Genomic DNA, 26905 nt, shown 5'->3' with positions numbered 1-26905 from the left:
ATATAGATGAAGTTAAAATTAATTCTAGCAATCTTCCTTCTTTCGGGCTTTTTTGCCAATGCGCAATCGAAATTCAATATTAAAACCTATGGTGCCGTTGGCAATGGCAAAACCAATGATGCAGTGGCGATTCAAAAAGCTATCGATGCGTGTTCAAAAGCTGGCGGTGGCCAGGTAGTTGTTCCCGCCGGGCATGTTTATCTTTCGGGGCCCTTCAACTTAAAATCATTTGTAGAGTTAAGAGTAGAAGGCGGAGCCAAAATTTTAGCAAGTCCGGATGAAAAACTTTATACGGAAAGTGCCTTTGGCGATAACAAAGGTGAAGGAACCGTATGGATTGGTGGAAAAGATTTACAGCAGGTAAGTATTACGGGTAGCGGTGAAATTGACGGAAATGGCATTTCATTTATGGGAGAAGAACTAGACGATTCTTATGTGCTCAAACCTTTTAATGTTGTCGATCCACGGCCACATCTACTTACCTTAATTGGTTGCAAAAAATTAAATATCGATGGCGTTACTTTTAAAAACTCTGCTTACTGGACCGTTCATTTAATAGGTTGTGATGATGTTGCGATTTCAAATATCACGTTGCTCAACAGTATCAAAATTAGAAATAGCGATGGTATCGATATCGATCATAGTAAAAATGTACGGATTACCAATTGTTATATCGAATCGGGAGATGATTGTATCTGCCTAAAAAACAGACGCGAATTTGAAAAATATGATCCATGCGAAAATATTGTTATTAGCAATTGTACCATGACTTCCAGCTCTTGCGCCATTAAAATTGGCTCCGAGAATATGGACCGCATTAGTAAAGTACTGATCAACAACTGTAATATTGTTAATAGTAATCGAGGCATAGGCATTCAAAACAGAGATGAAGGAACGGTAAGCGATGTAATTTTTTCAAATCTGGTTATCGAATCCAAATTATTCTCAGATGTATGGTGGGGCAAAGCCGAGCCTATTTACATTACCGCGTACCCACGAGCAACAAGCAATAACAAAGATGCGGGCTGGCGGTTACCGAAAGGTGAAACAAAAGGCCGTGTGGGTGGTGTAACAAACATTTATTTCTCCAATATTAGATGCACTGGAGAAGGTGGGGTCTACATTAGCGGCGAAAATCCTGACAAGATTTCGAACATTTATTTTGATCAGGTAACTGTTGCAATGGAGAAAACAACTAAGCAGCCTGGCGGAGTTTATGACCGCAGGCCAAGCAATGTAGAGGGGTTGGTAAAAAGTGATATTGCTGGTTTTTATTTCGAAAATACAGGCTACATCAGTTTACAAAACAGCGAAGTAATCTGGGGTAAAGCCAAACCTTCTTATGCAGGTAAAGCATTGGAAACAAAGAATGTAACTAAAATTAAATCAGTTAATTTTACAGAAAGAGATGCGGATAAATAGAAACAACAAAAATATTGGCAGTTTTTCAGCATTGCTGATGCTGATGCTTATTTCGCTATCATCGATGGCGCAGCAGGTAAGTAATCCTATTATCCCCGGGTATTTTGCCGATCCAACGGTTGTAAAGCAAAATGGCACCTATTATATTTATGCCACTATTGATCCATGGGGCGGAGATGAACTGGCTGTTTTTGAAACGAAAGACTTTGTTAACTTCACACGCCACCATTTAAATTGGCCAACCAAAAAAGCCTGTAACAGCCCAACCTCCAATAATTCGATGGTTTGGGCACCTTCTGTTGTAAGAGGTAAAGATAAGAAGTTTTACATGTACGTATCTGTCGGGAGCGAGGTTTGGGCTGGAGTAAGTGATCAGCCTTTGGGGCCGTGGAAAAACCTTAAAAAAGATAACACGCCGCTAATTGCTGCGAAGGATTTTCCTGCCGTTCATAACATTGATGCTGATTGTTTTATTGACGATGACGGCGATGCTTTTCTCTACTGGGGTTCAGGATTTAACTGGATTAATGGAAAATGCATGGCTGTAAAGTTAAAGCCAGATATGTTCAGTTTTGTAAATAAGCCAGTGGAGGTAACACCACCAGGTTATTTCGAAGCACCACACCTGATTAAAAGAAATAACGAATACTTGCTGATGTTTTCTGAAGGAAAAGCAATTGATGAAACCTATCGAATAGGATATGCAGTAGGCAAAACGCCCTTTGGTCCTTTTCTAAAAGGAAAAAATAGTCCAATTCTTTCAACTATACCTGGTACAGCAACAATTGGCCCCGGTCATCATACCGTAGTCACTTTAGGAAAACAGGATTACGTTTTATACCATCGCATTGTTCCGCAAAAGGAAAAGTATGTGCTTAGAGAACTTTGTTTGGATAGCCTTAAATACGACAATAAAAACCAACTCATGAAGGTTGTTCCGGTGAAAACGAAGCGTATTAATTGAGCTAAGCAAATGGGAGTTTTTACGTAAACGTTTACGCAAATAAAGTAGCTCAGATTTAGTAAACCGACGTCTTTTTTTTACAATTTACAATAGACATCAAGCCAGCCATAATTTAAAATTAATTCTTCCCAATATTTTTTAGGGGTCTTTTTAAATATGGAAACATGCTTACTGTAAACGTTAAATGAGAAAGAAGGTTAATATACTTTTTGATTCGACCAATGATGGAATACTAGATTTCCAGCTAACTTACCACGTAACAGCGTCTCGCCGGAAATGGAAAGTTGACTGTTCGATAGCCTTATTATCTGATCAGAATTTTGAATGGTTGGAAAATGATTCTTTTGCTTTCAATGTTCAATCATTATTGATTGAAAACACCCTTGTAATCAGCTTTGGGAAATTGCAACCGCAAATTAATGCAGAGTATTACAAGCTGATGAATATTATTGCAAACTACGTTCAACTTATTGACTGTGATATTAATTGGGTCCCAGACCAGGAACTGATCATCAGCCCGCAACCGGAACAACTGGTAGACAATTATTAGCGCAGTGTTATTTCTTATTATCAAGAAAATTCACAAGAGTCAGAGCAAATAGATCAAAACTTAAGGGTTAGCAACATTCTGAATTGCTAACCCTTCAAATTACTTTTATTTGTGCAGTCGAGATTGGCTAGCCTCGAATTAAAGCTTCATATTAATCAACTTTCCATTGTAGGTAATCGACTTCGAACGCCCAGCCGATTTACCATCAGCAATTAATACCACATTAAATTTCCTGGCACCTAACATCCCTTTGAAACTACCGGTTCTATCGCCTACACTTAATGTTTTTTCTTGATTATTCCATTTAAATGTGATGGTAGAGAACTTTCCTTTTTCATAATTATAGTTATCATTTTCATCTTCGTACAATACAAATTCACCGTCGGCCCCACCATAAACACGAACAGTTAAATTATCCCATTTTTTTTCTGTTGAGTATTGCACATCCGGCCCGATTGGAATAATTGATCCAGCCTTAACATAAAGTGGAACGACGTTTATTGGCGCATCAGTGTTTACCTCTCTCCCACCGTTGTAATATTGGTTAGTCCAGAAATTATACCAACCGCTTCCCTCTGGCAAATATACAGGCCATTTTTTAGCCTGATATTTCGTTACCGGAGCAACCAAAATCGATCGGCCAAACAGATATTGATGACCGATTTCATGTGTTTTTTTATCGGCAGCAAAATCCATCACCAGCGGACGCATAAAGGTTCCATCATTTTTACTTACATCCCACGAAGTGCTATAAATGTAAGGTAACAAGCTGTAGCGGAGCTTGATAAACTTTTCCTGTGCATCAAAACACCAGGTACCGCGGTCGCCAAAATTCCAGATTTCTCTTGGCAAGTCTGTTCCATGAGAACGCATCATAGGACTAAAAGTTCCAAACTGCATCCAGCGAACGTAAAGTTCCTGAAATTCGGGATTTTTATTTCCACCTCCATTACGCCAGCGACCGGCGAAAAAGCCACCTATATCGCTGTTCCAGTTCGGAATGCCCATAAGCGTGTAATTCAAAGCCGCAGGAATTTGTTTTTCGAGCATATCCCAGGTAGAACTTACGTCGCCACTCCAGGTATTAGAACCATACAACTGCTGACCGATAAAGCCAGATCTCGTGAGAATGACGCCCCTTTTCTGGTTGTTCGTTTCCCGCTGATGGGTTGCGATCCCTTTATTATGCATCAGGCTGAAACCATTTTTTACACTTCGGTAACTGCCAAGGTAAGTGGGCAAATCGAAATCAGATTCTTTTTTATTGATGTGATCCGGCTCTGTAGAATCCAGCCACCAACCATCGTTTCCGATATAGCTAAAAATACCTTTATCCAGATATTTCCAATAAATATCTAATGCCTTAGGGTTGAAAACATCGTAAGGCCTCGCCCCACTGTTTGGTGGCCAGGTATCAAAATTAATGATCATCTTTTTACTATCGAACTCTTTGCGCTGATCCGTTTTTGGACCAAAGCCAGGCCACGTAACGATAAGGAGTTTAGCATTTAACTGATGAATCTGATCCACCCATTTTTTTGGATCTGGAAAGCGTTCTTTATCAAAACTTTGAGAGTTCCATGCGCTATCACTTTTGTTATATTCGGGCCAGTAACGCCAGTCCTGGATTACTACATCAAGCGGAACTTTTAAATCGCGATACTTTTTTAACACATTTAAACTTTCATCCTGACTATTATATCGCTCCTTACTCTGAAAAAAACCATATGCCCACAATGGAAGCATGGGAGCTTTCCCCGTTAAAGTTCGCACTTTTGAAATTACGCCATCCGCATTTTTACCGTACATAAAATAGTAATCTGAACAGTGACCTAAACCTTCAAAAGAAAGTTCCTGAGGATTATCATTAAATTCTGAAATGGAATAGTTATCCCAAAAAACGCCATAACCCTTTACCGAATGAAAAAACGGCGAATAGGTTGACATATTTTCATTTTGCATGTGATGAGCAGAATTGCGGCGGTTAAACTTGTTATCCAGAACTTGTCCTACGCCGTAAATCGCCTCATCTTTATCCAGCAAAAAACCATTTCGAACTTTAAACGATGGTGTACCAGCATCATCTACGGGAGAAAATTGTGTTCCATAATCTTTATCATTCAACAATTTATTTCCCGAACGATCTGAAAAATAAATACCACCTGTTTCTACGTTTACTTCTACCTGAATTGAATCACTTTTAATCAACGTATTTTTTCCCATCTGAGAAAATTCAACCGGGGTTTTCACCGCTTTACCAACCACAGAGAGGCTCTTTTTGTCGTAAGGTTTTCCACCAGGCGTTTTAAACACACGCACAATGCTCGGCGAATAATATTCAATTTTAATATCCATCCCCTGGGTGGAAAAGGAAATTCCCTGCGGAAGTTTTTGAACTGACTGTGCGTTTAAATCTCCCGAGAAAGTCAGCATTAGCACTGCCGTCATAAAATAAAGCCTTTGATAAATTCTCATATTATAGGTTTATATTTGGTATTTGATGACAGCAAAAATAGATTCAATAACCTCGATAGAGACAACACCAATGTTGAATTTTTTGGTATTTAGGTTGATTTTTTCACGTTTTGAGCATATTCAGAAGGTTTACAGCCATAACGTTCCTGAAAGCATTTGCTCAAATAGCTCGAACTGCTAAAGCCTACACGATCGGCAATTTCAGAAATATTAAGGGTTCCTTCAAGAAGTAATTCTGCAGCTTTTTCCAACCTGATGTTGCGGATAAATAACGAGGGAGATTTATCAAGTAAGGTAATCAATTTGCGATACAACCCGGTGCGGTCCATATTCAAATCGCTGCTAAGCTGCTCAACAGAATAGTCGCTTACATTTAAATTATTCTCGACCAGCAACATTGCTTTCTTTAAAAACGCAGCTTCCATCGGGTTCATGTTTTCCGTGGACTGAGGAATTTCTGTTCTTGGCGGGGAAGAAGGATTTGCAAATTCGAGTTTCCCACTTAATAAATTTTGCTGATCAATTAAGCTCCTAATTCTGAGCAGGAGAAGATCTTCCCTCCGATTTCGTTCTGCATTTTTTCTAGCGTTACGCAAATAAAACCTAATACTAAGCCAAATGGCTACAACCATTAAACCAAAATAGCAAAAATATGCCCCCGTAGTTCGCCACCATGGAGGATTAATGGTTAGGTTGATTGTGGTGATTTCTCCTGGCCATTCCAAATTGGTAGTAGAAGCCATTACCTGAAGTTCATATTTTCCTGGCGGAAGATTAGTGTAAGCTATTGTGAGCACTCCATCCCTTCCAGAAAAATCGTTTCCCTGTGCACTTCGGTTTTCTCTCCACTCCTGGTCTATACCGATCAGTTTGTAACGATAGTAAGTTTGGGCAGGATTTTGATAATTAAGTGCCGAAAAACGGAAGGTGAGAAAATTTTGGTCGTATAGTAAAACTAAGCCGCTAGTATAAGGCACCGTTTTGTCCAAGATATTATTATCCCCTTCAACATCTATCTTCTTTCCATGCACCAAAAAATCAGTAAAAACCGGTTTAAATGGTAATTTATCATTCTGTGCAATATTTTGGTTTAAAACCGAAAAGCCATTTACGCCACCAAAGTAAAGTGTTCCATTTTTGCTTTCAAATACAGCATTTCGCAAGTATTCGCCTTCCAAGGCACCTGTCGAAGCATCGTAGTTGATAAATGTGATATCTTTTGCAGCTTTACTAAGTTGCACCCGGTTAATTCCATAACTTGTGGCAATCCAAATATTTTTACGGCTATCTTCAAAAATCGATTGTATGAAGTTGTTGGAGAGCCCGTTTTGAGTATAGAAAAATTGTTCCTTACCAGTAACAGGATTTAATACACTCAAACCATCTGTGGTGCCCGTCCAAATCCAACCCTTACTATCTTTAAATTTGGCTGTTTGGTTGCCAGGCAAGTTTAATACCTCCTTTTTCAAACCTTTAATTACTCCAGAAGGAATTAACTTTGGGGGCGGAGGTCGTAGCGAATCTTCGTTTCCAACTCCGGGCTTGTACAAATATACTCCAGACTGCGTTTTAACATAGATGTTGCTGAGATCATCTTCGGTAAATGACTGAACCATCACCTCTTTAAAAGTACTACCAGGAAACGAAGATTTTTTTACGGTGTTAAATAAATACCGATGCGGATGATGGTATAATAATCCTTGATTAGCAGTTCCGAGCCATAAACCACCTTGTTTATCGTATAATAGCGTACTTATTTCTGTATTGAGTTTAGTTCCATCTGCCTGCTCAATAACTGGAATATACTGGCTTTTGTTATGCTTTACATCCACAATCCAAACTCCATTCGCACAGCTGATGGTTGCTTTTCCATCCCCATCTACCACCAGAGTATTGAGGTGATATGGCGTTTCCAATACTTTTTTCCAATCGCGTTTACGGATATCAAAAAAGAAGCAGCCACCATTACTCCCATTCCGAAGTTGATAAAATCCATTTTTCGCCTTCACCACAAGTGATGTACTTTGAAATTTAGACTGTTGAGCAGCAGGATATGCAGCCAGTTTAAATTGCTGGCGCTTTGCTTTCAAATTGTAGCAAATTACTTCGCCGGTGCTGTAAAAAAGAAATAAATCGTCTCTTTCATTACTCACATCTTGCAGTAGCCCAACATTATGATCTAGATCTATTGAATATTGATGATTTTTCGACTGTAACTTTTGGTTGTTAAGAAGCCACATTCTACTATCTGAATCTAGAAAAAAATCATCAATTGCGCCGTTAAAGCCAGCAATTTCGAAATAGCGGTTAAGGTTTGATTGGTATTTTCCTTCATACAAATCAACCCGCATTAACTTATGATGATCTTTTATCCAGAGAATGGAATCCCCACTCTGGTAAATCCGATAGAAACCATCGTAACTTTTCAACGCATAGCCTTGCTTACTTTTATCATGAATATAGGTAAAACGCGAACCATCAAAAATATTGAGGTTCCCACTGGTTTTAAAAACCATTCGGCCGTCTGGAAGCTGGATGATGTACCTTATTTGGTTATCACTTAGTCCCTGTGAAACGGTTAGAGGTGAAAAAACGAAATCCTGAGCAAATAGCTTTGGCATTAAATTCAGCAGCAATACAATGGTCAGTAAAATCGGCTTCATTTATAGGATTTAAGTTTTGTTGCCTTTAAAGATTTCGTTTTAAATGCTGAAATTAAGTCGCAGCTATCAGTGAATAGGTTTAGCAATTATTCAAACATCAATGCGGTTTTCGTTTGCAGTATTATTTATTTGGATTTAACTCAAAAACCTGTTTCATTAATTGCCATTTTTCCCCTGGTGCCGACCCGGGCAAAGGTTGTTGAAATTTCCACATCAACGCTTCCCATTCCAATACCTTCTCATTTGCTTCGTCCATCATCTTCTTATTTTCAAACGTAAAGTCATCTGTTGTTTCCATCACCATAAATAAACGGTTCGAAATGCGATAGATTTCCATTGAGGTAATGCCAGAATTTACTATACTTTTGGTGATTTCCGGCCAGCCATTTTTGTGGTATTCCTCATATTCACTGATCAGTTTTTCATCGTTTACCAGATCAAGCGCAAGTGCATATTTTTTCATAGCTATAAATTGTGATGTCATCAATAACCCAATAGTTATCTGCCTCTTGGCTTAATTAAACAATTTTCAAAGCAAAGGTGTAAGCAAGTTTAGGTTTATAATCTTTGATGTCGATCTCCAGATAATTTTCATTCTGTTTAAACGAAAGCTTTTGCCCCGTACCTAATAAGTCTACATTGCTAATCGCTTTTTCCAAATAACTGCTTCCTTGTTTCATCGATTTTATCTGTACGATACCATTTTCTGGCCAGGCCATCACCACGGCATAAATTGCATTTCCCTTGGTGGTGAAACGAATATCTTCCGGGGTAAAAGGCTTACTTTTACCTTCATTAAAACCCTGATCTTTTAAAGCCTGATTATTTTCAGTTGAAGGTCCCTCACCAAAAACTTTCCATGGCCGGGTATCATAAATCGCATCACTATTGGCTTGCATCCATTCTCCAACCTCTTCTACAATGGCTCGTTCCAATTCATCAATACTGCCGTTGCCACGCACAGGGATGCTCAGCAGAAAATTACCGTTTTTACTCACTACATCGGCCATAATCTGCACTACGGTTTTTGCGCTTTTATAGCTTTTTTTATTGTATATGGTTCTGTCGTAATGCCAGGAACCGATGCAAGTATCGGCCTGCCATGGCAAAGGTTCTATTTCATTGCTATGGCCGCGTTCAATATCCCAAACCATACATTTACGCTGCTGTTTATCCAGTATCTTCCCGAAAATGACCGCTTCAAGTTTGTTATTTTTCTGAATACTTTTATTATACATGTAAGACGCTAAACGCAATCCGACGTCGCTCACTGGCCAGAGTGGTAAGGCAGTATCATCGAAATAAATAAGATCAGGACCATAGTTATCAATCAGTTCTACGGTACGATTGTAAAACTTTTCGCAGTAGGCTTTGGAAGGGATAGCGGCTCCGTTACCCCAATCCCACTGTTTGCCAGAAGCATCGTTATCCTGACTATCTTCGCTAAGCGGATGATTTTGAGCATACAAATCCTGTGGATTGAGACCATCCCACCATTTCCCTTTTCCATCGGCAGCTGTTAGCTTTCCATCATAAGGAACGCCCGCTAAATCACCTTTCAAATCAGCACGCTGGGCAGTTTCTAGCCAGGTCCAGGCATGTGCTGCATGAACGCTCACGCCGAAATACATTCCATTTGCCCGGGCTGCTTTTTCCCAACCTTTTATAATATCCTTCTTTGGGCCAATTTGGGTGGCGTTCCATTTTTTCTGATAAGTACTTTTATACAGATCAAAATTATCGTGGTGATTGGCGAGCGCCATAAAATATTTTGCTCCTGCTTTTTTATACAAGCTTAGCAGCTCCTCCGGATTCCATTGGTCGGCTTTCCATTCATTGATTACGTCTTTAAAACCAAATTTAGAAGGATGTCCATATTTTTCAAGGTGGTATTTATACTTCTTGCTCCCCTCCATATACATTTCCCGGGCATACCAATCTCCATACTCAGGTTCGCATTGCGGACCCCAATGTGCCCAGATTCCAAACTTTGCATTGCGGAACCAATCTGGTGTTTTGTAGGCAGAAAGTGATTCCCAGGTCGGCTTGAACGGACCCGGCAGGTATCCTATTCCTGGTGCATTGAAAATGTTTTGGGCTGCATTCAGATTTTTTCCCAATGCTAAAGCCGGCACTCCAATGGCAAGCTGCTTAATTAAATCTCGTCTATTCATTGTGATTTATAGGTTTAGGATAATATTTGATTAGCGTCTTCGATATTATTCCTTGTTTACACTTTATTTTTTTGATACTCTGAAGGAAGCTGACCAAACTCCTCTTTGAAACACTGCCTGAAATATATGGAACTGTTTATTCCCACCATGAACGATACTTCGTTGATGTTGTATTTCCCCGAATCAAGCAATTGAGCTGCCTTTTGCATTCTCACTTTTCTTACCAGTTGATTAATGTTTTTTCCCGTTAGCGCTTTCAATTTTCTGTACAGAGTCGATTGGCTCATATTCATCTTTTCGGCCAAAGTAGCAGCGTCCAAAACTTCCTGATGCATTAATCTTTCTACTAAATTTGCAAACTCCTTAACAAAATCGTTTTCACGCCAGGGGTCGGTTTCCACTTCAGCAGCTATAACTTCTGCACTTTTTATTTGATTAGATAACTGAGACAGAACTTCGTCATATAAACTTTTCCGTTTGGAAAGCAAATTATCTATCCTTCCATAAAGCAATTGTGTGCTAATCGGTTTGGTGAGATAGGAATCCAAACCCAACTCGTAGCCACGGTGTTTATCCGTTTCAGAACTTTTTGCAGTGAGTAAAATTGTTGGAATATGGCTGGTTTCGCGTTCCAGTTTCAAAGCCTGTAGCATGGCAAACCCGTCCATTTCAGGCATCATTAAATCGCTTACAATGATATCCGGAACATGGCTTTTTGCTAGCTGAAAGCCTTGCTTACCATTCTCTGCAGTAATCACATTGTATTTTGATGCTAATAAAGTAGATAAATAAGCCCGCAAGTCAACATCGTCTTCTACCAGCAAAACCATTGGCAATGATTCTATCTGTGGTGTCTTTTGTTCATCAAGCACCGCATTTTGTTCGGATAGATAAGGAATTTGGGGCGATACCGGATTAGTCAATAACCTGACACTGAACTCGCTTCCCCAATCCAATTCACTTTTTACACTCACCTGCCCGTGATGGATGGCGGCCAACTGTTTCACCAGTGATAAACCGACACCAGCGCCATCGCCTGTATTTTGAGGAACCTGATAAAACTTTTCAAATATTTTTTCCAGATGTGCTGACGCTATTCCACAACCTGTATCTTTCACTTTTATAACTGCCCAGTTTCCCTGGCTATTTTGTTCATAATCTAAAGAAACCATTACGCTGCCAGCCTTTGTGTGTTTGCAAGCGTTTGATAAGAGGTTGTCGACAATGAGTTGTACAATCTCTCGATCGAACATGGTTTCAAAATCTTCACCGTTGGCCGTTAAACTGATGTTGATATTTTTGCTTTGACTAGCCTCAACATATTTTTGAACAATCTCTTCTAAAAGTTGTCTTAAAAATCCAGGCTGCAAAGCAAGTGGTTTATGTTGAGATTCAACTTTTCTAAATTCCAACAGTTGATTAACCATTGAAAATAGCCTGGTGGCACTTTTTTGAACAATTGAAAGGCGTTCCCGGTGTTTAGGCGACAGTTGGTTTTCATGCAAAAGATCTTCCAGCGGACCTAAAATCAATGTTAGCGGTGTGCGTAATTCATGCGTAATATTGGTATAGAAATTCATCCTTTCGGTATGCAAATTTCCTTCTTGTTCCAGTTGCTGCTTTTTTAAACTGAGTTGCGCTTCTGCATTTATTCGTTTAATGTAAAAGAAAAAGAATGCAATTACGGTGGCCAAAACCACAACGATATAAAATGCAATGGCCAATATGCTTAGGTAAAAAGGCGGCTTAATCGTGATGTGGAGGCTTTCATAATCTTCAGACCACTGCTCATTTTTTTGTCTGGTTCTGATTTTAAGTTCATAACTGCCGTAGGGAATACTGCGGAAATCTATATTTTTTTCATCACCGAGAGAAATCCATTTGTTATCAAAGCCCTGCAACTTATAACTGAATTCCAAAAGATCATTCATGGCATAATCCATCACAGCCAATTCTATGCGGAAGCTGTTTTCGCCGTGCTTCAGATGAATTCTTTCTTCAGCATCTGGAAATTTTTCAGTTTGTGCCCTGCGTTCATCCGTGTTGAAAACCATCAGTCGGCTGATGTTAATTGGTGATGAAGGAAGTTTTAACGGGATGTTTACTGGATCAAAATAACAAGCACCACTCGGCATTCCGAAAAAGAGTCGTCCGTTTTTATCTTTGGATACGCTGTTGTTGATGAAGCCGCCGAGTGGCAATCCAAAGGCCTGATCGTAGCTTAAAAGCCTTTTTTGAGCCGGAAGGTAACGGATTAACCCCAATTTCGTTGCACACCAAATATTTCCTTTCGGGCTTTCCGTGATGGAATTGATCGTTAGCCAGGCATCTCCGAGATGAAGTGGAAGAGTTTCAATTTTCCCCAGCTGATTGCCCGATGATTGATAAGACAAACCTTCATTTGTCGCAATCCAAATCGTATTTTCCGAATCGCGATACACATGGTTGATGGTATTACTGACCAATCCTTCCGCTTTGCTGACGCGTTTGATTAGTTTCCAGTTTCGATCGTAAATATAAATCCCCTGGCCATAAGTGCCCACCCACATATTACCAAGATGGTCTTCGACCAAAGTTCGTGGAGAAAAATCGCCCATCATCGGCGTGGTGATGATGATTTTCCGCAGCGTGTCTATCCCCTGAGCGAGAATAAATAGGCCTTCCTGAGCGGCAAAACAAATATTTTTTCGGCTATCCTGCATAATTGCCCTAACTTCCGACATCCGTTTTCCGCCATCAATTTTCTTCCAGCTATTGCTAGCTGGTTGATAACAGGAAACGCCTCCCTTTTGTAAACCAAACCATTTATTGCCGCTTTCATCTTCAAAACCCGACAAAAGGAAATCATCTCCCAGCAAGCTATTATTGGCATTGATATGATCAACACGGCCATTATTGTCTATCTGTAGAATACCTTCACCGGTAGTAGCCAGCAAGGTTTTGTTTTGCTGATCGTTAATGACGGCTGTAACGGTAGCCGTTTTATTTCTTTCGCTCGAAGATTCTTGCTGTGGAAGAATAGAAAAAAACGGTTTTAGGTGAGAGGAAAAGGCCAAACCACCACTATAAATGGCTAACCAAACATTCCCAAACTGATCCTGATCGATGTTTTGGACAGAGGTATTGCTTCCATGAGTAAGCGCCAACGGCAGCGACACGCTGTAAGAAATTTCATCATTATTAATATTGAAATTAGGCGTTAAAGCAAATAACTGAGAAGACTCTGCCCCCACCCAAATTTGATGTTGTACCTCTTTAATGGAAAAGATAAACGGTTCATTACGTTTAATCGACTTACTCCTGAGTTTAACTTGATTCAGTTTTTTTGAAACCGGGTTATAAACAGCGAGCCCTTTTCTCGTGCCAATCCAGATGTTATTTTTGCTATCACAAAAGAGCGATTTCACTTCATTATCTGGCAGAATTCCACCCGTAGTTTTTACATCCAGCAGTTGAAGTTCTTTGGTTACCGGATTTAATATCGAAACCCCTTTATTTACATGGCCAATATACAAGAGACCGTTTTTATCTTCAGCAAGCGACCATACACTATTCTCTGGCATTGCAGGAACACTTTTCTGGTTAAAATGGAGGAACTTTTTTGAAGCCGTATTAAATTGTTGAACCCCCTGGTGAAATGTAGCCAACCAAAGTTTTCCATTTTTACTTTTGATGATATCAGTAATGTCGTTCGTCGAAATTGAACTTTCATCCTTGGGGTGATGTACAAAATAGGAAAAGGTGTTCGTTTTTAAATCCAGTACGTTTAAACCATCAGATCGGGTGCCAATATAAAGCTTTTGGTTATCGTACAAAAGCGTATTTATTTCACTACTATTTACCGATTTACCATCCGGCTTTTCCGCTTTGTAAAAGTGTTTAAACGAATTGCTCGAAAAACGATTCAATCCTAATTCAGTTGCTACCCAAATAAATCCATCGTGATCATGAACGACATCCAAAACCTGCTGATTTGATAATCCATCTTGTAAAGAAAGGTATTTCGTTTTTCCTTCCTGAGCAAACGAGGGAGCGGACACGTAAAATAGCAACACCAGAATAAGACCACTCAAAAAGCCACAATCTTTCAGTCTGTTAATAAAACTTTTGTGGATTTTCTTATTCATAGCTTTTGTGTTGAGACTATTCTGTTTCCATGCGAAAAACTGGAAAAATAGTATCAGCGATATATTTGGTCTTTTCAAATATAGCAATAACCGTTAAAATAACATTTATAAATGGACTGATTTTAGTCTTTTAATTTAAGGAATTATTTTCGGCCTATTCCCTAATTTTATTTTAGCAAATACCCAACTATCATTTCAAATTCATGCAGCCAGCAATTACTTATTTCATGTAAATTACTGTTCCACCATTTGGCGCCAGATCGAATTCAAACACCGTATTCTGATCAAACTTTTTAGTATCTAATTTAACGTCCTTTCCAATACCGTCGCTGATAATTATTGCATTTTGACCAGCTAGCATTGGTAATGTCACTTTCACTTTTTTTGCAGTATTTTCTCCGTTAACAGCGGCGATATACCATTTCACACCTTTCCGTCTGGCCAGAATGCAAAACTTCCCCGGGTAACCGTCAATCAGTTTTGTTTCATCCCAAACGGTTGGAACAACCTTTAAGAAATCGAACAGGAAAGATGGCTTTTCTTTTAGATTTTCTGGTGTAATTCCCCAATGCTGTATTGCAGAAAAGAACAAGACGCCAGTCGCAATTTCAAAGGCATCGGTCGTTTTGCGTATGGTACCCTTTTTAGGGTCTCGGTTTAACCTATCATTTAAAAAAACAGGACCGAAATCCATAGATGCAACCGCATTTCGGGTAAACGGGTAGATGGTTGCCGTTTGTGCATAACGATCGGCAAAACTTTGTTCAAAAACTAAATTTTCTGATGCCATTACCGATTCACTTGTGGCAAACGCAGGATACATGCGTTCCCATCCCCTCGGTAAGGTTGTGCCATGGAAGTTAACGCTTAATCCAAATTTCGCGGCATCCATTAAAATATCGTGGTAAAGCTTCATCGTCACCTGCTTATCGCCACCAAAGAAATCCACTTTCATGCCTTTAACACCTATCTTTTGCAACCAGGCCATTTCATTTTGTCTGGCTTCAGCAGTGTTCATTAAATTTTTTGGTGTTTGTGGTGCATTATTCCAACTGCCGTTAGAGTTATACCAAAGCAGTACGCCTACATTTTTCTTACTGGCATACTTTACCAGTTCAGCCATTTTTTCCCTTCCAATTTGGGTATCCCATAAAGCATCTATTAGAATGTATTCGCAATTTAAAGTAGCCGCAAGGTCGATAAATGTCACTTGATCATCGTAGTTGCAGCTGGCATCCTGCCAAACGATCCAGCTCCAGGTTGCTCTTCCTGGGTTAAAGATTTTTGTTTGTGCCGACAATGGTTTAGCCACATCCGTAGCTGCTGTTGATTCAACAATCGCACTCAAATTTGTACCAAGGGTAATTGTTTTCCAGGAGGTTTGAAAAGGCAATTTGGCCGTAACTGTGTTTGCACCAACACCTCTATTTTCTCCTGACTGAGGGAATGAAACTTTGTAAAGTCCATCCTTCGAATCGCTTAAACGCGTTCCGACATAATTTTGATCCACTCCGGTTTCAGAAATCATCATCCAGCCTGAGTTGCCCAGATGGAAAAGCGCCGGATAAGTGTAACCTAATCCGTATTTAGATTTGGTGTTAATCGGCTCTTCAATGGTGTAAGCTTCTTCGTAAGAGGGTTTGGTATTTTCCCAACCGCTTCCAGCTGGTGCCTGCGGACTGATAAAAGTTGTACTTCCATTTGGTAAATGAAAACCTGTGGCTTCTGATTCAATTGTTGCATCTGTTCCGCCATTTTTGCTTTTCGGCAGGTAATAGCTGAAAGCCACGTCTCGGTTAGTGATTCTAAAAATAATCTGAATAGCATCGTTTTTCGAATTTACCAGCCAACAACTTAATTCGTTTGCGTTATAATTTACATTGCTTACTTTGGAATGTGATAAATTGTAGCGCTCTTTAATTTGCTTCACCTGATGACTTTTGAGTTTTAAACCCTGGGTAAAATCTCCTATAGAGGTAATTAATCCGAGCGGAGATTTGCCCATAAAAACTTTATCGTTGTAGGTAATTTGATAGGTCGGTTTTCCTTCTTTTATCTCCAACTCAAGGCTGAGTTTCTGATCTGGGCTTCGCTGAACAATTTTATTCTGCGCATGAATAAATGTTAGTCCCAATAAAAAATTTAACATCAATAACGCAGAAAACCTAAGATTGAAGATGTACACTTTACTTTTATATAAATTCATTTAAAATTTTGATTTTTAGCGGTTTATACCTAATCACCTACAATTAAATTATAGTTATTCTAAAATACTTTAACTTTAACGCCGGCTTTATTAAGCCATGGAGAACTAAACCTCACCAATACCTCATCATCAGCTTTTCCAGTCGCTTGTACATAAACAACCATTTTACCGTGAAAAACCCTTTGGCGGTTGTCGGTATAGTCTCCCATATCGCTATTGTTTCCAGATTCCATCCCTAATAACCTTGCATTGCCAACAATTTGACAGGTAATTTCATTATCCGACAGTTCTACGCCGACGCCGTTTTCATCAACAATTTGAATTTCTATTTGCGCAACTCCTTTATTTCCTTTAACCTTCATTTCTGAGCCTTGTAGGATTTTGATGGCGTATGGGTTTTTGCTTGTTTGTAATTCGTGCCGGTTGATTTCTTTATCATTCTCATCAAGCCCTACCGCTTCTAAACGACCAGCTGCATAAGGTATATCCCAATAAATGATCCCATATTTATCATCGTATGGCTTGGTTTCTCCAATCTGTTTGCCGTTGAGTTCTAATTTTGCTTTTTTAGCATTGGTATAACAAACCACCCGAATTTGCTGCCCTTCCTGGTAATTCCAGATTGGCCAGGCATCCATTGATGGTGCAATATCTTTTTTCGCTCCCTGGCCAGACTCCAAAAGCGACCAGGCATCTTGAGCATTTCCACCATCTTTAAGCGGATAAGTACCCAGGTAAGCCATTGGCTTGTTAGACCAAAGCGCCTGGCGGAAATATCCGCGTGGTTTAACAAAACCGGCAAAATCAACCAAACCCGAATAAAAACCACGGGCAGGCCAACGGCCAGATTCGCCAAGGTAATCGATACCCGTCCATAAAAACTGACCGAAAATATGTTCATTATCACGAACGGCTTTCCAAGCTTCAAAATCATGACGGTTTTCACTACCAAAAAGAACACGTTTCGGATAGCGTTGGTGATCGGTTTGGTAACGGCTTTCGGTATAATTGTATCCTGCAATATCAAGCGCTCCAGGATATTCGGTTTCGTTAGACATTGCTACGCCAGCCAAACCCGCTGTAACCGGACGATATGGATCGTATTTTTTAACCACCGCAACAAGCTTTTTAGCAATATCACCCAGATGCATGGCATTAGGGGCGTCTTTTTTGTAGCCTCCAAAAATGGGCTGTGTAAATCCACCTTCTTTTGCACCGGCTAAAATCGGGTGAGAATATGGATCGTTAGGATAATCAACCTCGTTGCCGATACTCCATGCGAAGATAGAAAGGTGATTCCGATCGCGTTTTACCATATCTGCTAAATCTCTTTCGCCCCATTCTTTAAAATAATCAAAAGAACCCTGGAAACCTGGAGTACCGACATTCCAGCCCTGCAACCATTTTCTCTTGGCGAATTCCCACTCGTCAAAAGCTTCATTCAAAACCAGAATACCTAGCTCATCACATAATGCGTAAAGCGATGAAGCCTGTGGATTGTGACTGGTACGAATGGCATTTACACCGAGACCTTTTAAAGTTTGCAACCTGCGTCGCCAAACTTCGGGGTAAACTTCTGAACCTAAAACGCCTGAATCGTGATGCAGACAAACACCTTTTACCTTAAGTGCCTTACCATTTAGCGTCATGCCATGATCAGGATTAAAACGAATATCTCTAAAGCCAGTGATAGTACTGGTTTGGTCTATTGTTTTACCATCCTGAACTACCGTGGTTCGAAGGGTGTAAAGGTTTGGCTCATCGATACTCCATATTTTTGGCTGATTAACTTTCAAATCAACCGACAGTTCGAGGTTGGATTGTCCCGTTAAATTTGCCCTTGCTTCTTTTTTAGCCACCACTGCACCGTTCTGGTTAAGTAACTCATTAATCACGGTAACTTTGGCCGCTGTTGGCATTTCGTTGTTCAACGTGGTTTGCACTTTCAAATTTCCGTTAGCGCCTTGCACCGTGGCGAAGGCATAAACGCCCCATTGCTCCAAATGAACCGGATTCGCCTTTACCAACCATACATCACGATAAATGCCAGAGCCGGTGTACCAGCGAGAGTCGGCATCTTGTGTATGATTTACTTTAACCTGAATTTTATTTTCCTGGCCGAATTTTAAAAACGGCGTTATTTCGTATGCAAATGAAATATAGCCGTTAGGACGTTTACCAACTGATTGTCCGTTGATAAAGACTTCGCTTCGATTGTAAACCCCCTCAAAATAGATGAAAAACTTTTCCCCCTGATCTTCTTTGGTAATGATAACCTGTTTCTGATACCAGCCCAAGCCTCCCGGGAGATAACCGGTAGCACTGGCCAACGTTGGGCTTAATGGTTGTTTAATGCTCCAATCGTGCGGCAGCTGTACATTCTTCCACGATTTCCCATTGTCTTCCAAGGCTGCTTTGTCATCAATGTTTCCAAGATGAAACCGCCAGTTATCATTAATTTTTTCAGCTTTTCCGAAACCTGGCTGGGCAAAAGTATTCAGGCTCAACAGGATTGCAGCCAAAAAAAACATGGTATATTTTTTCATTAGTTTCATTATTGTTTATAGTGTAGGCTTCACTGGTATAATATTTCCTTCGGCATCAAAATACATCTGATCGATGCAAACTTCGCGATTAAAACCTGCTGCATCGCCCATTGTGATCCCATTTGGATAATTAAATCTATGGTAAACGATATACCATTCATCTTTCCCAGGCACCTGGAGCACCGAGTTATGGCCAGTACCGTAAATGCCTTTTGATGGATCTTTCTGTAGAATCAGATTGTTTTCTTTGATCTCGATAGGTCCAAGTGGAGACTTAGATGTTCCGTAACGAACACGGTAATTTTCACTTCGCGTGTCATCTTCTGACCACATAAAATAGTATGTTCCTTTTCTAAAAAATACATAACAACCTTCCCTGAAAGTCTTATCGGTGTTTAAGGTTTTAATGCTGTTGGGCTTTAACGAAATCATGTCATCGTTAAGTTCTGCTACAGCCAGGTAGCCATTTCCCCAGTACAAATAACTTCGTTTTGTTTTTGGATCAGTAAATACCGCCGGATCGATCTCCTGACCACGTTTGATGCCTTCTGGTTTGAAGTTTACCAATGGTTTTCCAGAATCTTTAAACGGCCCAGCAGGATGATCGGCAACGGCAACACCAATTTTTTGCGCAGCGGTAAAGTAGTAGTAATATTTATATTTTCCTTTCACTTTTCTCTCGGCTATTGTTGGCGCCCAGGCATTTCGGTCTGCCCAACTCACATCTTTCTTCAAATCTAAAATAACGCCTTCATCTGTCCAGGTTTTTAAATCAGGAGATGAAAAAGTTTTGAAATAAGATCCGCCCCATCCATCAAAGCCATCGCTGGTTGGATAGATGTAATATTTTTTTGTCTGGTTAGAATAAATTACATCTGGATCAGCATAAAAACCATCTAATATCGGATTTTTACGAAAAGCCAATTCCATTCCTTTCGGTGTTCCCCAACGGGCAGTAACATTAAGCATTTCCTGACGTGAAAGTGGAATAATGGTACCATGTCTTGGATGGAAATCCATCGTTACTTCATGATCGATTACTTTAAACTTATCCAAATCTAAACTTTCGCAAAACTGATATTTCCCTTTTCCATAAACATCATACATCAAAATATATTTATCAGAATTGTTTAGTTTAAAAACGCCCGAACCTTCCACCGCATCTCTGGTTTGCTGTTTGTATCCATCCTGCTCAATCCATTTCCCGCTCGTTAACGAATCGGTGATGGCCAATTTTATCCCGTTTCCATTCCCTTCAGTTTTGTAAAAGAGATAAAATAAACCATTTTTATTGGTGATGTCTCCATCGATACAAGACTTACCATTTTTCGGCGTGAAGAGCACTTTTGGTTCTGAAGTGAAGCCATTAAAATCATCATTGGCATAGGCATAGTAAATGATATCAGGTCCTTGATCGTGTTTCATAGACCAGTAAACCATATATTTTTCTTTTGATGGATCGTAAATGGTTTGTGGGGCCCAAACCCGTTTTAAATTTTCCTGTCCTTTATAAAGTTGCTGAATATTAACAATGGAATGTTTCCAGTTCACCAAATCAGTTGATTTAAGCATCACCATTGCCCGGTTAGAATCCCAACCTTTTGAAGAAGTCATATCGGTAAGCACCATATAAAAGGTTTTACCATCTACGCCGCGAAGAATATGAGGATCTCGGATTCCACCAGTAGAACTGATTTTATCAGACGCTAGTACCGGTTGATTATTGTTTAAAGCTTTATAGTTATATCCATCGGTACTGATGGCATAACAAAGTGCTTCGTCGTTTACGGCGTTGCCTTTAAAATACACAAACAAATAACCTGCATAATCTTTATCGGCAGGCCCTGCCTTGTACTGTTGACTAAAAAGATTGAATGGTGAAAAAAGCTGCAGCAGCGCAACAAAGAAGATTCGGAATTGTAGTTTGTGGGATATCATCAATTTTTCAATAGAAAGTGCTGAAAATACAAGGAGGAGTATTTCCAGCACTTAATTTAATTTATTTTAAGCTAATTTTTTGTACCGGCGAATAAATATATTCTCCAGCCGAGGTAGATTTAACCCCTACTCTGGCATAAACAAAGTCGAGATTTTTTAAGTTATCAGGCAAAGCGCCCGACGAAATTTGCAGTTGCTGCCCTAAAACTACATTGCCTAAACTGGCATCTACCCTTACTTCCCGTTGTACCTGATCGGTTAAAATCGACTTGCCTAGATATAGGCGTACAAAATCTAAATTGGCTGTAGGCACCACCTTATTCACAACTAATTTTGCAATAATACTGGTTCCTGATTTCTCAAAAGATTCTCCTGTTATGGTAAAATATGGTGTTACCGGAACATCAAGATTCATATTAGCAGTCAGGTTAACGCGAACAGTATCTGTTGCCTGTTGCAACCATGGCGCATCTGCCCGGCGTACCAATTTGTATTGACCTGCAAACAGTTTAGCAGAAAAGCTTCCATCCTGCTGCATGTAAACCGTAATGGGAGAACGCAGCGCAAAGCCATCTTGCCAAAGTTCGAGCTGTGGTCCATTATTTCTTACACTCAGAGCACTACCTTGATAAACTATACGACCCGATAAGGTAAGCTCTGGCGCATCGAAATTATCGTATCCGCAGCCCGCCAGAAACAGGCTGGAAGCTGCAGTAAATATGATTAAAAATTTTAGTTTCATAATTTGTGTTATTGGAAAGGATTTCTAACAATTTTTGGATTGTTGTTTAAAACATCTTGTGCAATTGATGAATAATAATTCGTCATACGGAAAAACCTTGCCCGTCTGAAACGTGTTGGTCGTACTCTTGCGTAGATGTATTTGCCATTATCTGGATGCCCAGGACGTATAACCCGGTAAGAATACAAGCCCATAACCACTGCATTTGGATCAGTTTCTGAGCCATCCCAAACCAGGTGGGCAATACGCCATCTCTTCAAATCAAAATAACGGTGATCTTCAAAAGCAAGCTCTACACGGCGTTCGTTACGGATGATGTTATTGGTTAATGCGCTAAGGCTATTTGCCGGAAAACCAGCTCTTGCCCTGATTGAGTTTACATACCCTAGGGCTTCTGGTCTGCCTAATTCAAAAGCAGCTTCTGCAGCATTCAGGTAAATTTCGCCCAGGCGAAACCAAGGCCACCAATTTGCTGCAGATGTACCTCTGGTGCTTGCAGCTGGCGCATCGCTAACCATTTTGCGAATGTAAAATCCTGTATTACTTACGTCAACAGCGTCATCTTTCGGCCCGTCAAACCCTGTCCAGGTTTGGCCATCGGTATAGTTTTTACCCAGCTCGGCCGAAGTAGATAGTTGATAGGAAGTGTTATTCCAAACGGCAACACCTGCCTGTAACCTTACCGGACTGCTTTTAAATGTAGTACCCGGGTAAATTACTGTTCCAAATAAACGGGCGTCTTTTCCAGCAAAAATATCCATAGGGTTACTGTAAGCGATGTAATTTCCATTTGCATCTTTATCACGTAAAGTTCCTCTGGTTCCATCAAGATAATCAAAACTTTCTACCAGACTTAGAGAAGGCGATATTGCTGAAGAAGCCTCATTGTCTTCCGTCATGCTTTTCACAATATTATCGTAAGTAAAACGATGCACTTTTAAACCAACCGCAAAGTCTTTAGCAAAAATTACCTCACTACCGGTTTTTTTATTCAGCATGTCATAAAAATTACCGCCCTTATCTGCGTTTTCATTAAACAAAGCAAAAGGACCGCTCATAATTTCTTTTGAGGCCGTTAACGATTTGTTGTAATAATCTGTAGCCATAGCAGCTGGAATGCCAACTTCGCCACCAGGAGTACTAATTGGCGCAGCCATCAAGCTGTTGTACTTTGCAATCGACGCCGCATATAACATCGCTCTGCTTTCTAGCGCCAGCGCAGTATATTTGTTTGCCCGGGTTTTGATCCCATTATTGGTGGCCAGATCATTTTTAATCGCTTCCATTTCGCTGTAAATGAAATCGTAAACTTCATGTTCTTTAGCTCTTGGAGTTTGTAAAGGCGTCGGGTCACCACTAAAATCGTAAATCAGCTGTCTGGTAACCAAAGGCACTCCACCCATCCGCTTCACCATCTCGAAATAAACAAAAGCCCGCATGAAGCGCATTTCTGCTTTGAAAAGGTTTTTCTGTTCAGGAGTAAGTTTGATACTGAACTGCTCTATGCTTTCAAGCGAAAGGTTCAAATCACGAATTAGCCCATAATCCCAGTAGCGGCCATAATCACTTCCGTACTGAAAATCATTTTTCCCATTCTGATCTCGTGTGCCAGACCACATGGCATCGTCAATCTCGGTCATACCGCCAGTGTTAAACACGCCATGTAAGGATGGTAAACGATCGTAATAATTTGCTAATTGCGACGTAACAAGTTTAGGGTCGTTCCACAATTGTTCATCGGTGATGGTTGTTTTAGATTCGCGTTGAAACCATTCATCGTGCTTGCAGCTACTAAGCCATAAGCAGGAAACCACAATACCTATATATAATTTTTTCATCTTTTTGCTTTGTTAAAAGGTTACATTAAAACCAGCCATAAATACTCTTTGCTGAGGATAAACTACCGCCGCTGCTGCTTCAATTTCCGGATCAATCTGGTAATCTTTCACATTATCGAAAGAAATCAGATTTGAGCCATTTACATAAACGCGGATTTTTTGCGCTTTAATTTTCTGCGAAATGGTTTGAGGCAGTGTGTAAGCCAATTCTAAATTCCGAACCCGTAAATACCGTACATTCGTTAACCAGAAATCGCTATTTCTACCATTTGGACCGCTATTTCCATTACGTATTGCAGGATAATATCCCGGAATCCATTTACTGTTTCTGTCATAAGGATCTTCGCGGTGCCATCTATCTTCTAATAAATAGGCCGGCGAATTACCTCCACCATGGAAAGCGTTTCTCAATTCATAATCCTGGTTCCACGACTGCATGCCGCCACCAGCAAAATCAACATTCAAATCAATTCCTTTGTAGTTTAAACCGATTCTTCCACCAAAGGTGATCATTGGTGCCCATCCTGTTGGATAACCAATCGGACGCTCATCCATTTCGTTGATTATTCCGTCACCGTTAACATCTTTGTAAATAAGATCGCCCGGCAATTGGTTTCTATTATTATTACCATCATTATTAACCGGATAGTTACGAATTTCTTCTTCTGATTGGAAACGACCAATTACCTGGTAGCCCCACCATACACCACCCCAACGATCTTCGGCAGAGTTTCTGTATTCATTCAAAGAGTTGCTGAAACGTGGTTTGTACGATTCAAGGTTTTTGAACCTCGAGAAAGTAACGTTACCACTCACTACATAATTTAAGTCGCCAACTTTGCTACTATAAGTAATGATACCCTCTGCACCGTAGTAGCCATTTTTACCTAAATTTTCGTTTGGCAACTCATAACCTACTTCACTTGGCAATAAAACATCATATTTTTTTCCAGGGAAGCCGGTACGGATAATCTTAAAGGCATCAGCAGTAATGGTTAGTTTATTATCGAACATCCCTACATCAATACCGATATTGTAATTGGTGTTTTTAACCCATGATAAATTTCTTATCGGAAGTGATTTTGGGCGAATACCTGGATAAAAAGTACCATTTAAAATAGCGCTTCCCGAACCGAAGTTATAACCAGATAAATAATCAAGCATTCCAACACCCTCTTCTAAACCCGTTTGGCCAACAGAAGCTCTCAATTTTAAATCGTTAACTACATTTTTTATTGATTTGAAGAATGGCTCATCAGAAATTCTCCATCCTAAACTGGCGCCTGGGAAAAGACCCCATTCTTTACCTTCATAGTATAAATAAGATCCATCATAACGACCCAAAACCTCAACAAGGTATTTGCCTTTGTAGTTATAATTGAAACGACCAATAAATCCTGCTCTCGCCTCGTACGACCATCCATCAGCGATGCTGTTTAATTCTGCAACCTGATTAACCAAAGGAATGTAGTTGTTGGTTGGATTTGAACCAATCGCATTGTAGGTTCTGTCCCAGTCAGAACGTTCGTAACCAGCCATTACAGAGAAATTATGATCTCCGATTTGTTTGGTATAATCTAACTGAAATTGGGCGAAGCGTGATACTGCAACACGGTCAGTTTTGTATCTCCAGCCAGAGTTGGTTCCATTGCTTCGAACATAGTTGTTGTTTTCGTAGCGATATACGTCATAAGTATATTGGAAGCCATCGAACTTATTATTCGTGTAATTATACGAAACCGTTCCTTTAGCAGATAAACCAAACTTAGTTTTATAAGATGTAGTTAAGTTCACATTTCCACTTAAGTACTTATTGTCTTTATAACCTGCAATATCTCTACTAAAAATAGCAGGATTATAGGCAAATTCATTTGTTTGATTAGGATACAGTGGATTATCGTTGGCATACGGGCCAACAGTTGGTCTGTTTTTGAAAATGGACAATATCGATGAAAAATAACCGTCGCCACCAGGCAAACCAACATCTTGCGTATTTTCTTGTCTGCCAGAAATTTGTGCCCCCACAGTAAGACCTTCTAAAATAGTCGCCTCCATGTTGGCTTGCAGATTGGTCCGTTTGTAGTTAAAATCTTTAATTACGGCATCCTGCGTTAAGTGACCAACAGAAAGGAAATAGTTTGATTTTTTGGCACCACCAGATACGTTTGCATTGATGTAACGTTGAGGGATATTTTTACGAAGTACAATGTCTTCATAATTATAACCCTGATAACCTGGTAAGGTTCCGGCTTGCCATTTCGCCAACTCTTCACGTGTATATACTTGCGTAGGGTTGCCGTTCGGATCATTCTGAGCCGCCTCTACCAATCCTCGGGTATATTGCGCTGCGTTGGCCATGGTAGGAAAACGCGTTAGGTTTTGCCAGCCTTGGTAGCCGTTAATGTTAATTTTGGCTACTTCATCTCTCGAGCCCTTTTTTGTAGTGATTAAAACTACACCTTTTGCTGCACGAAAGCCATAAACAGCTGCTGCAGCATCTTTTAAAATAGAAATACTTTCAATATCTTCCAGGTTTAAAGCGTTAAAAATATCGGCACCAGATGCATTCTGGGTACCAACCCAATCCGTACCACCTTCACCACCATAAGCTACCCCATCAATTACATACAATGGGTTACCCATATTCCGGATTTCGATACTTGCGCCTCTGCCCGGACGAGCATCTTTCGCCCGAACCGATACACCCTGTACTTTTCCGGCAAGCGCACCAGCAGCAGTGGTAGAAGAAGTACGTACAATATCTTCAGCTTTAATATTACTTACCGCACCTGTAATGTTCCGTTTAGATTGTTTACCGTAACCCACTACAACAACCTCATCCAAACCCTGATCATCGCTTTGCAACACAATATTTAATTGCATTTTGTCGGTTAGCGTAATGCGTTGATTTTTGTACCCGATGTACGTTACCAGTAAGGTACCTTTGGTTGCCGTAAGCTGGAATCGGCCATCGGCATCTGTAGTTGTGATTTCTCTCGGAACAGAACCTTCTACCAAAATAGTTACTCCCGGAAGAGGCTCATTTTGTTCGGTTAGTACTTGTCCGGAAATCTTACGTTGTGCAAATGAATATGTGGGAATACCCCATAACATTACGCAGAAAAAGAAAATTTTCAGGATTCTCATATTATATTTGGTTTAAAGTATAAGCGTTTGAATAGCGATTATTCGTCCGGTTACAGTTGATGACATTCGAATTCGTTTCGAGAAACGATCAAATTAATTTCTTTCGTTTTGAT

At 40.0% G+C, this 26905-nt stretch carries 14 protein-coding genes; 3 read left to right on the top strand and 11 right to left on the bottom strand.

The window, feature by feature from the left end; translation table 11 throughout:
* Positions 1-6: 6 nt before the first annotated feature.
* From ACZZZC_RS11305 to ACZZZC_RS11295, 3 genes are all read left to right on the top strand, one after another.
* Positions 7-1422, top strand: a complete 1416-nt coding sequence (locus tag ACZZZC_RS11305) for a glycoside hydrolase family 28 protein (protein ID WP_463487256.1) — start codon at positions 7-9, stop codon at positions 1420-1422.
* A complete protein-coding gene (locus tag ACZZZC_RS11300; protein WP_463487255.1) occupies positions 1409-2386 on the top strand; it encodes a family 43 glycosylhydrolase in 978 nt (325 codons plus the stop codon). The genes ACZZZC_RS11305 and ACZZZC_RS11300 overlap by 14 nt, the downstream gene beginning before the upstream one ends.
* 184 nt (positions 2387-2570) lie before the next feature.
* Positions 2571-2936 carry a hypothetical protein gene (locus tag ACZZZC_RS11295; RefSeq protein ID WP_463487254.1) on the top strand — a complete coding sequence of 122 codons (366 nt, stop codon included), beginning with the start codon at positions 2571-2573 and terminating at the stop codon, positions 2934-2936.
* 138 nt (positions 2937-3074) lie between these two features.
* On the opposite strand, the gene ACZZZC_RS11290 is transcribed toward ACZZZC_RS11295, so the two are convergent.
* The 11 genes from ACZZZC_RS11290 to ACZZZC_RS11240 form a co-directional block, all read right to left on the bottom strand.
* On the bottom strand, positions 3075-5411 hold the full coding sequence (locus ACZZZC_RS11290) for a glycoside hydrolase family 31 protein (protein WP_463487253.1): 2337 nt from the start codon (positions 5409-5411) through the stop codon (positions 3075-3077).
* A gap of 89 nt (positions 5412-5500) precedes the next feature.
* Positions 5501-8074, bottom strand: a complete 2574-nt coding sequence (locus ACZZZC_RS11285) for a helix-turn-helix domain-containing protein (protein WP_463487252.1) — start codon at positions 8072-8074, stop codon at positions 5501-5503.
* 121 nt (positions 8075-8195) lie between these two features.
* Complete coding sequence (locus ACZZZC_RS11280) at positions 8196-8537, bottom strand: L-rhamnose mutarotase (protein ID WP_463487251.1); 342 nt, start codon at positions 8535-8537, stop codon at positions 8196-8198.
* Between the two features lie 55 nt (positions 8538-8592).
* Positions 8593-10248: an alpha-L-fucosidase gene (locus ACZZZC_RS11275; RefSeq protein ID WP_463487250.1), complete on the bottom strand. Its 1656-nt coding sequence runs from the start codon at positions 10246-10248 to the stop codon at positions 8593-8595.
* A 56-nt stretch (positions 10249-10304) separates the two neighbouring features.
* Entirely contained in the window at positions 10305-14375 is a 4071-nt protein-coding gene (locus tag ACZZZC_RS11270) for a hybrid sensor histidine kinase/response regulator transcription factor (protein ID WP_463487249.1), read from the bottom strand.
* A gap of 220 nt (positions 14376-14595) precedes the next feature.
* A complete protein-coding gene (locus ACZZZC_RS11265) occupies positions 14596-16581 on the bottom strand; it encodes a glycoside hydrolase family 97 protein (protein ID WP_463487248.1) in 1986 nt (661 codons plus the stop codon).
* A gap of 59 nt (positions 16582-16640) precedes the next feature.
* Positions 16641-19127, bottom strand: a complete 2487-nt coding sequence (locus tag ACZZZC_RS11260; RefSeq protein ID WP_463487247.1) for a sugar-binding domain-containing protein — start codon at positions 19125-19127, stop codon at positions 16641-16643.
* A 15-nt stretch (positions 19128-19142) separates the two neighbouring features.
* Positions 19143-21065, bottom strand: a complete 1923-nt coding sequence (locus tag ACZZZC_RS11255; protein WP_463487246.1) for a family 43 glycosylhydrolase — start codon at positions 21063-21065, stop codon at positions 19143-19145.
* Positions 21066-21126: 61 nt separating this feature from the next.
* Positions 21127-21807 carry a DUF3823 domain-containing protein gene (locus ACZZZC_RS11250; RefSeq protein WP_463487245.1) on the bottom strand — a complete coding sequence of 227 codons (681 nt, stop codon included), beginning with the start codon at positions 21805-21807 and terminating at the stop codon, positions 21127-21129.
* An 8-nt stretch (positions 21808-21815) separates the two neighbouring features.
* Positions 21816-23645 (bottom strand): RagB/SusD family nutrient uptake outer membrane protein, encoded by a 1830-nt coding sequence (locus ACZZZC_RS11245; RefSeq protein ID WP_463486035.1) that lies wholly within the window; start codon positions 23643-23645, stop codon positions 21816-21818.
* A gap of 12 nt (positions 23646-23657) precedes the next feature.
* Complete coding sequence (locus tag ACZZZC_RS11240) at positions 23658-26792, bottom strand: SusC/RagA family TonB-linked outer membrane protein (RefSeq protein WP_463487244.1); 3135 nt, start codon at positions 26790-26792, stop codon at positions 23658-23660.
* Between the last annotated feature and the right edge of the window lie 113 nt (positions 26793-26905).

This window comes from Pedobacter sp. AC212 (assembly GCF_979258625.1).
The sequence above is the reverse complement of the archived record's forward strand: the minus strand, read 5'-3'. Positions and strand labels throughout refer to the sequence as shown.